A 13,248-nucleotide genomic window follows, 5' to 3' on the forward strand; every position below is an offset into this window, starting at 1 on the left:
GTCACGGTCTGACCTGTTTGCCATCACACTTTATCGACCTTGCGCAACCTTTACGGCGGCCACTCCTTTCTTCAAAGTGGTTGATACACTCGTCAGGCACCTATGCCGGCTGACTGACGAATCCCTTTTGGTACGTCCGTTCATGGGCGAGCATCGCCCAGATCGTTCGCGCCATCTTGTTGGCCAGGGCCACGACCGCGACATTCAGCGGCCGGCGCTGGCGTAATTTCGTGACCCACGGGCCGGGGTCTTTGGCGTGGGTCAGCACGGATCGCGCACCGTGAATCAGCAAGGTGCGCAGGTAGGTGTCACCGCGCTTGCTGATGCCGAGCAGTTTGATGCGCCCACCAGTGCCCACCTGTCGCGGCACCAGGCCGGCGAAGGCGGCGAACTCTCGCCCCGACTTGAAGGCTTTGGCGTCGCCCATGATGGCGACCGCCGCCGTGGCGGTCAGCGGCCCGACACCAGGAATTTCAGCGATTCGCTTGCAAGCTTCGTCTTGCTTGAGCCACAGCTGGATGCGCTGCTCGATGGCGGCGATTTCCCCATCCAGCTTCTCGATGCGCGCCCATTGCTCGCGCAACGTATCGATCACCATTGCCGGCAGCCGGTCTTCCAGTCTGGCCAAAGCCGCAGCAATTCCCTTCCTGACCCCCGCTTTGCCCTGCGGCATCACTTCACCGTATTCGGCGAGCAACCCCCGCAGGCCGTTAATCTGCGCGGTGCGGAACTTGACCAACTGGCTCCTCATGCGGTGCAGCGCCAGGATGGCCTGCTGTTCTTCCGTCTTGATCGCCACCGCCTTGACGTGCGGCTGCTGCACCGCTGTCCAGATCGCCCGCGCGTCCTGCCGGTCGTTCTTGTTGCCGGTGACGAACGGCTTCACCGCCTTGCCTGGCAGGAGCTTGACCTGGTGGCCCAGCGCCGTGAGTTTCCTCGCCCAGTGCTGCGCACCGCCGCAGGCTTCCATCCCAATGAGGCATGGTTGCCGGTTAGCGAAGTGTTCGAGGAACTTCTCGCGCTTGAGCTGCAGGCTCACGATCTCTCCGGTCTCCATGTCGATCCAGTGCAACTGAAATACCCGCTTGGCGATATCCACGCCAACGACCGTTTTGCTACCATTCATTTCGGACCCTCCGGTTTGCCTGTGAAGACCTTCAGTATCTTCCACCTTGGGCACTTCGATGCCGTCGGCCCGTGAGGGTCCACCTTCATCCCACCCACACCGCAAAGCTATCCACGGCGCCGGGCGCCGCAGGTCCCTCCATACCGAAGACGGCCAGCGCGCCGGATAACTCGTGTTCAGCGCTCACGGGGTGGGAGGCGTCCATTCAATTCTCCGTTCGCTGATTGCGGGAAGAAAGGTCTGAAGCGGACCGGCGGCATGCCGTGACGTACGACAGACGGGTAATGGTGAAACATTAGCCTACCTTAATGTTGCCCGGTTAAACACCTCGGCCGGTAAAACGGATGATCCGGCGCCGGCCACGCTTGTCCGGCCGGCGCGCCGGCAGCACCCCGGCGGCAGCGGCGAGACGCCGTTCCTCCGCCAGCGCTTCGCGCCGCTGGCGGCTCTCCTCGCTTTCCCGGTAAAGCTGTTGCGCCGCCGTTGCCGGACCGCGCCGCTCCGACAAACCTGTCACAGTGATCACGAACTCCAAACCCGCCTTGCGGATTGCCAGTTCGTCGCCGCATTGCACGCCGCGCGACGGTTTCGGCCGCACACCATTGAGATAAACATGGCCGCCGTTGATAGCCTCCACCGCCAGGGCACGGGTCTTGTAGAAGCGCGCCGCCCATAGCCACTTGTCCAACCGCAGTGCGACTCCCGCCTCACTCATCGGAAGTGCCGTTCTCGCTGATCTCGTGGTAGTACTCCATGGTAATCAAGGTGTGCTCCCGGCTGCCGCAGGCCGGGCAATGCAGCAGCATCATCAGCCCCAGCGCCTCCTCGTCCTCGTAGGACTCCCCCTCCACCCGGTAGTACTCCAGCATCCCCTCATAGCCACAGTCGATGCAGGTTCCCCACGCACGCAATGCCTTACTCATCAGTGACCGTTCCTGTTTGGAAAATGGGGCCAGTCTATCGGAAACCCTTGCCGATGGCTGCCCACATTAGGGAAGGTCTGAATAAGTCCATCCTGGACTTCTCAGACCACGCCAAGCGAAAAGTGTGATTTTCGCTTGGCTTCATTTTTCAACGACTTATCGTCGTTGAAAAATGGCGGCACATCCCTGTGCCGCGGAAGCTCTGAACTTATTCAGAGCTTCCTTAGATAAATGCTAAAGTACGCAACAGAACCTGCCGATATCCTTGCGTAGGCAATACACCTACATACCCATATAAAGAACAAGGTGATATATGAACCTGCTGCAGAACTTCACCATCAAGACCCGCCTGGTCACCTTGGTCACCCTCGCCACCGTGCTGATGATCGCCATCGGCCTGATGGGTCTGACCGGCATGCGCCACGCCAATGGATCATTGAACACGGTTTATAACGACCGTCTGGTGCCCACCGGCCAAATCAGCCGCATTCTGGAAATGATGCAGGACAACCGCACCCAGCTGCTGCTGTCCCTGCAGCACGACCCGGCCAGCGAGTTCTCCAAAATGCATGATCACCCCATCGACATGCATCTGAAGGTCGCCGAGGACAACATCGAGAAGATTTCCTCCCTGTGGCAGGCCTTCATGGCCAGCTACATGACCGAGGAGGAGAAGAAGCTGGCCGAAGACTTCGCCATCAAGCGCGGCGTGTTCGTCAACGAGGGCCTGAAACCCGTCATCACCCTGCTCAAGGCCGGCCGTTACCACGACGCCAACGAAACACTGCTCAAGCGCGTCAACCCCACCTTCTACACCGCCACCGGCGCTGCTGAAAAACTGCTGCAACTGCAACTCGACGTCGCCAAGGCCGAATACGATAAGGCGGAGGCGGAATATACTCTGATCCGCAACGCCTCCCTCACCCTGATCGTGGTCGCCATCGGCCTCAGCACCCTGCTGGCCTGGGCCACCATCGGCGGCATCGGCCGTGCCGTGGCGGAGCTGGAGCGTGCCAGCGGCCAGATGGCCGAAGGCGACCTGACCACCCGTGCCAATTATAAGGCCCAGGATGAACTGGGCCGCGTCGCCACCGCCTTCAACCGCATGGGTGAACGCTTCCACAGCATGGTGCAGCAACTCTCCGGCGCCACCGGCCAATTGGCGGCGGCAGCGGAAGAGACCTCCGCCATCACCGAGCAGACCAGCAGCGGCATCCGCCAGCAGCAGTCGGAGACCGAGCAGGTCGCCACTGCCATGAACGAAATGACGGCGACGGTACAGGAGGTGGCGCACAGCGCTGCCAGCGCCGCCGAGGCCGCCCACAAGGCCGACGACGAAGCGTTGGCCGGCAAACAGGTGGTCACGCGCACCATCGATGTCATCGACTCCCTGGCCAGCGAAGTGGAAAAGGCCGCCGGCGTGATCCATCAGCTGGAACAGGACAGCGAACAGATCGGCACCGTGCTGGACGTGATTCGCGGCATCGCCGAACAAACCAACCTGCTGGCACTGAACGCCGCCATCGAGGCCGCCCGCGCCGGCGAACAGGGCCGCGGCTTCGCCGTGGTGGCCGACGAGGTGCGCACCCTGGCCTCGCGCACCCAGCAGTCCACCGCCGAGATACAGGGCATGATCGAAAAACTGCAGACCGGCGCCGCCAATGCAGTGAAGGTCATGGAGGCCAGCCGTGCCCAGGCGCAGGCCGGTGTGGAGCAGGTGGCCCAAGCCGGCGCCTCGCTGGACTCCATCACCCGCGCCGTCGGCACCATCAACGACCTCAATGCACAGATCGCCTCCGCCGCCGAGGAACAGAGCTCCGTGGCCGAGGAAATCAACCGCAATATCGTCAACATCAGCCAGGTGGCCGAACAGACCAGCCAGGGGGCACAACAGACCGCTGCTGCCAGCGAGGAACTGGCGCGCCTGGCCGAACAACTGCAAGGCCTGGTCGGTCAGTTCCGTATCTGACACTTCTTTACCGAAAAATAAAACGCCGCCTGATCAGGCGGCGTTTTTTTGTGACAGGCAGAATTAAGGAAGCTCTGAATAAGTTCAGAGCTTCCGCGGCACAGGGATGTGCCGCCATTTTTCAACGACGATAAGTCCAGTTGAAAAATGAAGCCAAGCGAAAATCACACTTTCCGCTTGGCGTGGTTTTGTCCACGGATGGACTTATGTCGCGCAGCCCAGGGAGGGGCGGGAGCGACCTGAGAAGTCCAGGATGGACTTATTCAGACCTTCCTTAATTTCCCCTTTCCTCCCAGTCTTTCGGCAAGACATCGGGATACTGCTGCGCCACCTGCTGCAACAGCGAGGTACGGGCATCCAGCAGATGCCGCAACTGCTCCAGCTCTATGCGCAACTCAGCCACCTCGCGCTGCAAGGCCCCTTGGGCGAGCCCTTCCTCAACGGCCTGCAACAGCACCATGTTATCCACCGGCTTTTCTATGAAGCGGTGCAACTGTGCCTGGTTGATGGCCGAACGGAACAGTTCGCCGTCGGCGTAGCCACTGACGATGATGCGGTAGGCCTGAGGCTGCAACTGGCGGAAGGCCTGCAGAAAGCGCGCGCCGTCCATCTCCGGCATGCGGTAGTCGGCGATCACGATGTCGAACAGCGTCTCCCGGGCACGGGCCAGCGCCGCTGCGGGGGTCTCGAAACGCTCGATCTCGTGCTCGCCCTGCATGCGCAGCACGCGCATCATCGCACTGAGGTTGTGCGGTTCATCGTCCACCAGCATGATGCGCGCCATGACTCAACTCCCTGCCAGATATCTGCGCACTACCCTACCCGACCCGGCCCTGCCCCCGCAAGGCAGGGCCGGAGTACAGCCTAGCGCAGTTCCAGCAGCAGCTGATTGAGCCGCTGTACAAAAGCCGCCGGGTCATCGAGCTGGCCGCCTTCGGCCAGCAGGGCCTGATCGAACAGGAGGCTGACCCAGTCACTGAAGCGCGTGCCCTCGCTTTCGCCCTTGAGGCGCAGTACCAGCGGGTGTTCGGGATTGAGCTCCAGAATCGGTTTGCTGCCGCCAATCTTCTGCCCGGCCTGCTTGAGGATGCGTTCCAGATGGGCGCTCATGTCGTGCTCGCCGGTCACCAGGCAGGCGGGCGAGACGGTGAGGCGGTGGGTGATGCGCACCTCCTTCACCTTGTCACCCAGGGTTTCCTTCACCTTGGCCACCAGATCCTTGAAATCGTCGGCCACCTTCTCCTGCGCCTTCTTCTCTTCCTCGTCCTCCAGCTTGCCGAGGTCCAGCGCACCCTTGGTGACGGACTTGAGCGGTTTGCCGTCGAACTCGGTGAGCGCGGACACCAGCCACTCGTCGACGCGATCGGACAACAGCAGCACCTCGATGCCCTTCTTGCGGAAAATCTCCAAATGCGGGCTGTTCTTGGCTGCGGCAAAGGAGTCGGCAGTGATGTAGTAGATCGCCTCCTGGCCTTCCTTCATGCGCTGGATGTAATCCGCCAGTGCCACGGTCTGGTCGCTGCTGTCGGTATGGGTAGAGGCAAAACGCAGCAGCTTGCCGATCTGCTCACGGTTGGCATAATCCTCGCCCGGCCCCTCCTTCAGCACACGACCGAATTCGTTCCAGAAACTCTGGTATTTCTCCGCGTCGTTTTTGGCCAGGTCTTCCAACATGCCCAGCACCTTCTTCACCGATCCGCCGCGCATGGCGTCGATGACCTTGCTGTGCTGCAGGATCTCGCGCGAGACGTTGAGCGGCAGGTCGTTGGAGTCGATGACACCGCGCACGAAGCGCAGATAGGCGGGCATCAGCTTCTCGGCGTCCTCCATGATGAACACGCGACGCACGTACAGCTTGATACCGTGGCGGCGCTCGCGGTCCCACAGATCGAAGGGGGCGCGCTGCGGGATGTATAGCAGCGAGGTGTATTCCAGCTTGCCCTCGACCCGGTTGTGGCTCCACAGCAGCGGATCCTCGAAGTCGTGGGCGACGTGCTTGTAGAACTCCTTGTACTCGTCCTCGCTGATGTCATTCTTGGAGCGTGCCCACAGCGCCGAGGCCTGGTTGACGGTTTCCTCCTCCGGCGTTTGCTCCTTCTCCTCCTTACCGTAACGCTCCTTCGCCATCACGATGGGCAGGGTGATGTGGTCGGAATACTTGCGGATGATGGAGCGCAGGCGCCAGCCGTCGAGGAACTCGTCCTCGCCTTCGCGCAGGTGCAGCACCACCTCGGTGCCGCGTCCGGCCTTTTCCACCGTCTCCAGGGTGTAATCACCGGCCCCATCCGATTCCCAGCGCACACCGTGCTCGACGCCGAGACCGGCACGACGGGTGGTCAGGGTTACCTTGTCGGCAACGATAAAGGCGGAGTAGAAACCGACACCGAATTGGCCGATGAGGTGAGCGTCCTTGGCCTGGTCGCCGGTGAGCGATTCGAAGAACTGCCGCGTGCCGGACTTGGCGATGGTGCCTATATTGTCGATCACTTCCTGGCGCGACATGCCGATGCCGTTGTCGCGGATAGTCACGGTGCGTGCCGCCTTGTCGAAACTGACACGAATCTTCAGTTCGTTGTCGCCTTCCCACAGGGCATCATCGGACAGGGCCTCGAAGCGCAATTTGTCGCAGGCATCGGAGGCATTGGAGATCAGCTCGCGCAGGAAAATTTCCTTGTTGGAATATAAGGAATGGATCATCAGCTGCAACAGCTGTTTCACCTCGGCCTGAAAGCCAAGAGTTTCCTTATGGGCTTCTACGGTCATGGTCCAACTCCCGACAAATTAGAGGGTTAACGATACAGCAACGGAAAGTGGGGATATTATGGTGAGGTTTCAAGCCTGACACCGACCGCCACCGTATGGTTGAATGAGCAAAATCCAAACAGGGAGCCGTCATGACCGTCCGCACCATCCCCACCTTCCCCTTCGAGGGCCAGCGTCCCGGCACCTCCGGCCTGCGCAAGCGCGTCACCGTATTCCAGCAACAGGGCTACCTGGAAAACTTCGTCCAGGCGGTATTCGACTGCGTGCCCGAACTGGTGGGCGGCACCCTGGTACTGGGCGGCGACGGCCGCTACTACAACAAGGAGGCCATCGAGGTGATCCTGCGCATGGCGGCGGCCAACGGCGTGCAGCGCTGCCTGGTGGGGCGCGGCGGCCTGCTCTCCACCCCGGCCGCCTCGGCGGTGATCCGCAAACACAAGGCCAGCGGCGGCCTGGTACTCTCCGCCAGCCACAATCCCGGCGGCCCGGAGGGGGACTTCGGCATCAAGTACAACATCGGCAACGGCGGTCCGGCACCGGAAAAACTCACCGAGGCCATCTACGCCCGCACCCAGACCCTCGACCGCTACCGCACCCAGGATACGAAGGATATCCCGCTGGATGTCATCGGCCACTATGCCATCGGCACCATGGCGGTGGAGGTCATCGACCCGGTGGCCGACTATGCCGAACTGATGGAGTCGCTGTTCGACTTCGACGCCATCCGCGCCCTGTTCCAATCCGGCTTCCGCATGCGCTACGACGCCATGAATGCCGTCACCGGCCCCTATGCGCGCGAGATCATCGAGGGCCGCCTCGGCGCGCCCGCCGGCACGGTGATCAACGGCGAGGCCCTGCCCGATTTCGGCGGCGGCCACCCCGACCCCAACCTCACCTACGCCGAACAGCTGGTGGCCGAGATGTTCGGCGCGAATGCCCCCGACTTCGGTGCCGCCTCCGACGGTGACGGTGACCGCAACATGATCCTGGGGCGCAAATTCTTCGTCACGCCGTCCGACTCGCTGGCCGTGCTGGCCGCCAACGCCACCCTGGTGAAAGCTTACAAAAAGGGACTGGCCGGCATCGCCCGCTCCATGCCCACCTCCTGCGCCGCCGACAAGGTGGCGGAAAAACTGGGCATCGAATGCTTCGAAACGCCCACCGGCTGGAAATTCTTCGGCAATCTCTTGGATGCCGGCCGCATCACCTTCTGCGGTGAGGAAAGTTTCGGCACCGGCTCCGACCACGTGCGCGAGAAGGACGGTCTGTGGGCGGTACTGTGCTGGCTGAATGTTCTCGCCGTACGCCGGGAGCCGGTGGAACAGCTGCTGCGCGAACACTGGGCCAGGTTCGGCCGCAACTACTACACCCGCCACGACTACGAAGAAGTCGATGCGGTGGACGCCAAGGGCCTGATGCAGCACGTCATCGACCAGCTGCCCACCCTGCCCGGCAAGACCATCGCCGGCCGCACGGTGAAGCTGGCCGACGACTTCAGCTACACCGATCCCATCGACGGCAGCGTGTCCAAGAATCAAGGCCTGCGCATCGTGTTCGATGACGGCGCGCGCATCATCTTCCGCCTCTCCGGCACCGGCACCGTGGGTGCCACCCTGCGCATCTACATCGAGAGCTACGAGCCGGACCCGGGCAAACATGATCAGGATCCTCAAATCGCCCTCGCCGACCTGATCAAGGCAGCGGCGCAGCTCTCCGAACTGGGCGAGCGTACCGGCCGCGACCGGCCGACGGTGATCACCTGATCCCACGACGCCGGCGGGCGATACAAATGAAAAAGGCGGGTAACCCCGCCTTTTTCATTTCTGATGTCTACGACACCACTACCACTGGTAGTCCGCCTCTTTCAGCTTCGCATGCGCCGCCGCCAGGCGCGCCACCGGGACGCGCGGCGAGGAGCAGGAAATATAGTCGAGACCGACGTGGTGGCAGAAGCGGATGGTCTCCGGGTGGCCGCCCTGCTCGCCGCAGATGCCCACCTTGAGGTCGGGCCGACCCTTGCGGCCCCAGTCCACGGCAATCCAGATCAGGCGGCCGACACCCTTCACATCCAGCACCTCGAAGGGATTGTGATCGAGGATTTTCTTCTCCGCATACATGGGCAGGAACTTGTTTTCGGCGTCCTCGCGCGAGAAGGAGAAGGTGGCCTGGGTCAAATCATTGGTGCCGAAGGAGAAGAACTCCGCCGCCTCGGCCATGTGGCCGGCGCGCAGACAGGCGCGCACCACTTCCATCATGGTGCCGAACTTGAGCGGCACGCTGACGCCGTACTGCTTCTCCACCTGTGGCTTGATCTCGTCCAGATAGCCCTTGACGATCTCCAGTTCGCGCTTGGTGCAGACGTTGGGCACCATCACCTCCGGGTGCACATCGATGCCTTCCTTGATGCATTCCGCCGCCGCCTCGCACAGGGCGCGCAGCTGCATCTTGTAGATCTCGGGATAGGTGATGCCGAGACGCACGCCGCGGTGGCCCAGCATCGGGTTGACCTCCTGCAGCACACGCACCTTGGCCAGCATGGTTTCGGTGCGGGCAATGGCCTCCTCCACCAGCGAGCTGTCGCCCAGCACGCCTAAACTACCCTCCATGCCGACGGATTTTTCCGGATGCAGCACGCGCAGGGTAGACACCAGTGACTCGACACCTTGCACCGAACTGCGCAACTGACGCAGATGGGTCAGTTCGTCGAGCAGGCGCTGCTCGGTGGGCAGGAACTCGTGAATCGGCGGATCGAGCAGGCGCACGGTCATCGGCAGCGGCGCCATCACGCTGAGCATCTCCTTGAAGTCGCCGCGCTGCATGGGCAGCAGTTTGTCCAGCGCCTTCTGCCGCGCCTCGGTATCCTCGGCCAGGATCATCTCCACCACGATGGGCAGGCGCTCCTGGGCATTGAACATGCGCTCGGTGCGGCACAGGCCGATACCCATGGCGCCGAACTTCAGCGCGCGGCGCGCATCGTTGGGGGTGTCGGCGTTGGCCATCACCTGCAGCTTCGCCACCTCGTCGGCCCAGCCCAGCAGCGTCGCCAGCTCCTCGCTGAACTCCGGTTCCACGGTCGGCACCTTGCCCAGATACACCGCGCCGCTGCCACCGTCGATGGTGAGCACATCGCCTTCGTGCAACACGTGCTCGCCCACCACCGCGGTGCGCGCCCGGCTGTCCACCTTGATGCCCTCGGCACCCACCACGCAGGGCTTGCCCATGCCGCGCGCCACCACCGCCGCGTGCGAGGTCTTGCCGCCGCGCGAGGTGAGCACACCCTGGGCGGCGAAGAAACCGTGAATGTCTTCCGGTTTGGTCTCCTCACGCACCAGAATCACCTTTTCGCCCAGCTTGCCACGCCGCTCGGCAGTATCGGCGTCGAACACCACATGGCCGCTGGAGGCGCCGGGCGAGGCGCCGATGCCCACGGTAATGGCCTCGCGCTTGTAGCTCGGATCGAGGCGCGGGAACAGCAACTGCTCCAGCAGGGTCGGCTGAATGCGCAGCAGGGCCTGATTACGATCGATGAGGCCTTCCTTGACCATCTCCACCGAGGTGCGCACCATGGCCTGCGCGTTCATCTTGCCGTTGCGCGTCTGCAGGCAGTACAGCACCCCCTTTTCGATGGTGAACTCGAAGTCCTGGACTTCGTGATAGTGCGCCTCCAGCTTGTTGCGCAGCTCCACCAACTGACGGAACATCTCCGGCATTTCCTTTTCCAGCTCGAGGATCGGCTTAGGCGTGCGGATACCGGCCACCACGTCCTCACCCTGGGCATTGACCAGGTATTCGCCGAACAGGACATTCTCGCCGGTACCCGGGTTGCGGGTGAAGCCGACGCCGGTGGCGGAATCGTCGCCCAGATTGCCGAACACCATGGTCACCACGTTCACCGCGGTGCCATTGGCCATCTGCGGCGTGATGTGGAACTCGCGGCGGTAATCCACCGCGCGCTTGCCCATCCAGGAGTTGAACACCGCCTTGATGGCCAGCTCCAATTGCTCCATCGGATCGGTAGGGAACGGCTTGCCGGTCTGCTGCTGCACCACTTGCAGGAAACGTTCGCTGATCTCCTTGAGGTCGGCGGCCTTGAGACCGACATCCACCGCCACACCGGCGCGTTGCTTCACCGCCTCGAAGTGTTCGTCGAAGTGCTCGTCGGCCACGCCCAGCGCCACCTTGCCGAACAGTTGGATGAAACGGCGGTAGGAGTCGTAGCCGAAACGTTCGTTGTTGCTCTGCTTGATGAGACCGGAGAGGGTCTGCGCATTCAGGCCGAGGTTGAGGATGGTATCCATCATGCCGGGCATGGACATGGCCGAACCGGAGCGCACCGATACCAGCAATGGATTGTCGGCACCGCCGAAGGTCTTGCCGGTGGCCTTTTCCAGCGCCGCAATCTGGTCGCGCACCTGTTCCATCAGGCCGGCGGGCAGTTCGCGCTTGGGATCGGCCAGGTAGGTGAGGCAGGCCTCGGTGCTGATCACGAAGCCGGGTGGCACGTTGAGACCGATCTGGGTCATCTCGCACAGATTGGCTCCCTTGCCACCGAGCAGATGCTTGTTCTTGCCGTCGCCCTCGCTGAAGGCGTACACGTATTTCTGCGATCCCATAATCGACCTCGTTTGGTAGTTGTTATCGACCGTCCTGGTGGTCAGGCGCTGGAAATAAGGTAGCCCCATTGCCAGTGGGCGGCAATGGGGATCAGAGAGGCCAGAGGGAACTCAGTGCGCGGCGCGCGCCTGCATGGCATCGTATTCGGCCTGGAAGAAAAATTCCTTCTCGCCCAAGGCCGGACGCAGGTCATCGAGCCAGGTCGCCGCGGCGTCGAACTGGGCAAAGAACGGCCGCTGCACCCAGTCGGGATTGCGCCCCTGAATGAAACGCAGCACGAACACCTTTTCGCCCCCCACCTCGGCAACACCCTGTACCTCCACCTTGCCGGGGCCGGCACTCATGGATGGCCCTCGCGCCGTGCGCGCCACGCCGGAGACCTGCTGGATAGCGTCCCGGTAGATCTCCCAGGCGCGTACCAGGGGAACCTCGAAATAACGCCGTGCGCCGGTATCGCGCTCGACGAACATGTAATAGGGCACGATGCCGAGGCGCACCTGGGTCTGCCACAGCGTGGCCCACACATCGGCATCATCGTTGATGTGGGCGATCAGCGGCGACTGGCTGCGGATCACCGCGCCGGTCTCGCGCAGGCGGCGCACCGCCTCGCGGGCGATGGGCGTATCCAGTTCGCGCCAGTGGTTGTAGTGCGCCATGACCGCCACCTGCTTGCCCTTGCGCACCAGCCACTCCAGCAGGCGCAGCAGATCGTCGGCATCCTCGTCGAGCACGAAACGCTGCGGCCAGAACGACAGCGCCTTGGTGCCGAGGCGCAGGGTCTGCACATGATCGAATTCCGGCTGCAGCAGCGGCTCCAGATAGCTGGCCAGATGTTTGGTCTTCATCACCATCGGGTCGCCGCCGGTCACCAGCAGATCGGTGACCTCAGTGTGCTGCCGGAGGTAACGGTGCAGCAGCGTGGCCTCGTGGGAGGCGATACGCAGTTCCTTGTCGCCGATGAACTGTGCCCAACGGAAGCAGAAGGTGCAGTAGCTGTGGCAGGTCTGTCCCTGGCTGGGGAAGAACAGCACCGTCTCGCGGTACTTGTGCTGCATCCCCTCCAGCCGCTTGTCGTCCAGGCGCGGCACGTTGAGCAGACGCTGCCCGGCGGGATGGGGATTGAGCTTGTGGCGGATCGCCTGCGCCGCAGCACGGATCTGCACCGGGTCGCCCCCGGCATCGAGCAACCCGGCAATGTGCGCAAAGTCCTCCGGCGCCAGCATGCCCTGTTGCGGGAAGGTGAGCTGGAAGATGGGGTCGTTGGGGATGTCGTCCCAATCGATCAGTTCGTCGACCACATAACGGTTGACGCGGAACGGTAGCACCTGGGCCACCGCATGCATGCTGCGGCGCAGCTCCGCCGGCAGGCGTGCCACCTGCGGGATCTGCTCCAGCTGGCGCTCGGTGTAGACCTGAAACTGTTCTACCCCGGTCAGGGGCCGAGCCGTGCGCGCCCCGAGATTTCTGACTTGGCTCATCTGCTTACCTCGTATCTGCCGACAACAACTGCCGATAGAGTTCGCATAGGCAAACAGGAAGGAAACATCATCCCGGCAACCGGGCCGCCCGATACGGCGTTTCCTGCTTGCGATGTCCGAATGCACCGGACTTGGCGACCGGTACGCGTATGAGGGTACTGCTGTTATGTGACAATCAATGTCTGCGGACGGTTCGAGAGGATTATGCTGTCCGCCACGCTGGCTAGTATAACGCAAGCGGCAGCAAGACCAAACCCAAACAAATATCAACGCAGTGGCGGCACATTTGCCACAAATATGCACACAGTTTCGCGCGTTACTTGAATTCGCGCCCCGCAACCCCACATCTCGCCCACCATCCCCAAAGCGAGTTCA

Annotated in this window: 9 protein-coding genes; 2 read left to right on the forward strand and 7 right to left on the reverse strand. The window is 62.4% G+C overall.

What is annotated here, in order from left to right:
• Positions 1 to 100: 100 nt before the first annotated feature.
• From EP379_RS09515 to EP379_RS09525, 3 genes are all read right to left on the reverse strand, one after another.
• Entirely contained in the window at positions 101 to 1,126 is a 1,026-nt protein-coding gene (locus EP379_RS09515; RefSeq protein WP_127476133.1) for an IS110 family RNA-guided transposase, read from the reverse strand.
• Positions 1,127 to 1,445: 319 nt separating this feature from the next.
• Positions 1,446 to 1,841, reverse strand: coding sequence for an RNA-binding S4 domain-containing protein (locus tag EP379_RS09520; protein WP_127477579.1), 396 nt, complete (start codon positions 1,839 to 1,841; stop codon positions 1,446 to 1,448).
• Complete coding sequence (locus tag EP379_RS09525) at positions 1,834 to 2,049, reverse strand: hypothetical protein (RefSeq protein ID WP_127477580.1); 216 nt, start codon at positions 2,047 to 2,049, stop codon at positions 1,834 to 1,836. The genes EP379_RS09520 and EP379_RS09525 overlap by 8 nt, the downstream gene beginning before the upstream one ends.
• Before the next feature lie 313 nt (positions 2,050 to 2,362).
• On the opposite strand from EP379_RS09525, the gene EP379_RS09530 reads away from it, so the two are divergent.
• Positions 2,363 to 4,018 (forward strand): HAMP domain-containing methyl-accepting chemotaxis protein, encoded by a 1,656-nt coding sequence (locus tag EP379_RS09530; protein WP_127477581.1) that lies wholly within the window; start codon positions 2,363 to 2,365, stop codon positions 4,016 to 4,018.
• A gap of 274 nt (positions 4,019 to 4,292) precedes the next feature.
• Here the strand turns inward: EP379_RS09530 and EP379_RS09535 are convergent, their stop codons facing one another.
• Both EP379_RS09535 and htpG read right to left on the reverse strand, forming a co-directional pair.
• Complete coding sequence (locus EP379_RS09535; protein WP_127477582.1) at positions 4,293 to 4,802, reverse strand: response regulator; 510 nt, start codon at positions 4,800 to 4,802, stop codon at positions 4,293 to 4,295.
• 80 nt (positions 4,803 to 4,882) lie between these two features.
• On the reverse strand, positions 4,883 to 6,781 hold the full coding sequence (gene htpG / locus EP379_RS09540) for a molecular chaperone HtpG (protein WP_127477583.1): 1,899 nt from the start codon (positions 6,779 to 6,781) through the stop codon (positions 4,883 to 4,885).
• A gap of 131 nt (positions 6,782 to 6,912) precedes the next feature.
• Here htpG and EP379_RS09545 point away from each other — a divergent pair, with 131 nt between their 5' ends.
• The gene (locus EP379_RS09545; protein WP_127477584.1) at positions 6,913 to 8,544 is read left to right on the forward strand and encodes an alpha-D-glucose phosphate-specific phosphoglucomutase; all 1,632 of its coding nucleotides are present in this window, start codon (positions 6,913 to 6,915) and stop codon (positions 8,542 to 8,544) included.
• A 78-nt stretch (positions 8,545 to 8,622) separates the two neighbouring features.
• Here the strand turns inward: EP379_RS09545 and ppdK are convergent, their stop codons facing one another.
• Together ppdK and EP379_RS09555 are read right to left on the reverse strand one after the other, a co-directional pair.
• Positions 8,623 to 11,394 (reverse strand): pyruvate, phosphate dikinase, encoded by a 2,772-nt coding sequence (ppdK, locus tag EP379_RS09550; protein WP_127477585.1) that lies wholly within the window; start codon positions 11,392 to 11,394, stop codon positions 8,623 to 8,625.
• Positions 11,395 to 11,505: 111 nt separating this feature from the next.
• Positions 11,506 to 12,873 carry a KamA family radical SAM protein gene (locus tag EP379_RS09555; protein WP_127477586.1) on the reverse strand — a complete coding sequence of 456 codons (1,368 nt, stop codon included), beginning with the start codon at positions 12,871 to 12,873 and terminating at the stop codon, positions 11,506 to 11,508.
• Between the last annotated feature and the right edge of the window lie 375 nt (positions 12,874 to 13,248).

It is taken from the genome of Sulfurivermis fontis, from assembly GCF_004001245.1.
GTDB lineage: Bacteria > Pseudomonadota > Gammaproteobacteria > Thiohalomonadales > Thiohalomonadaceae > Sulfurivermis > Sulfurivermis fontis.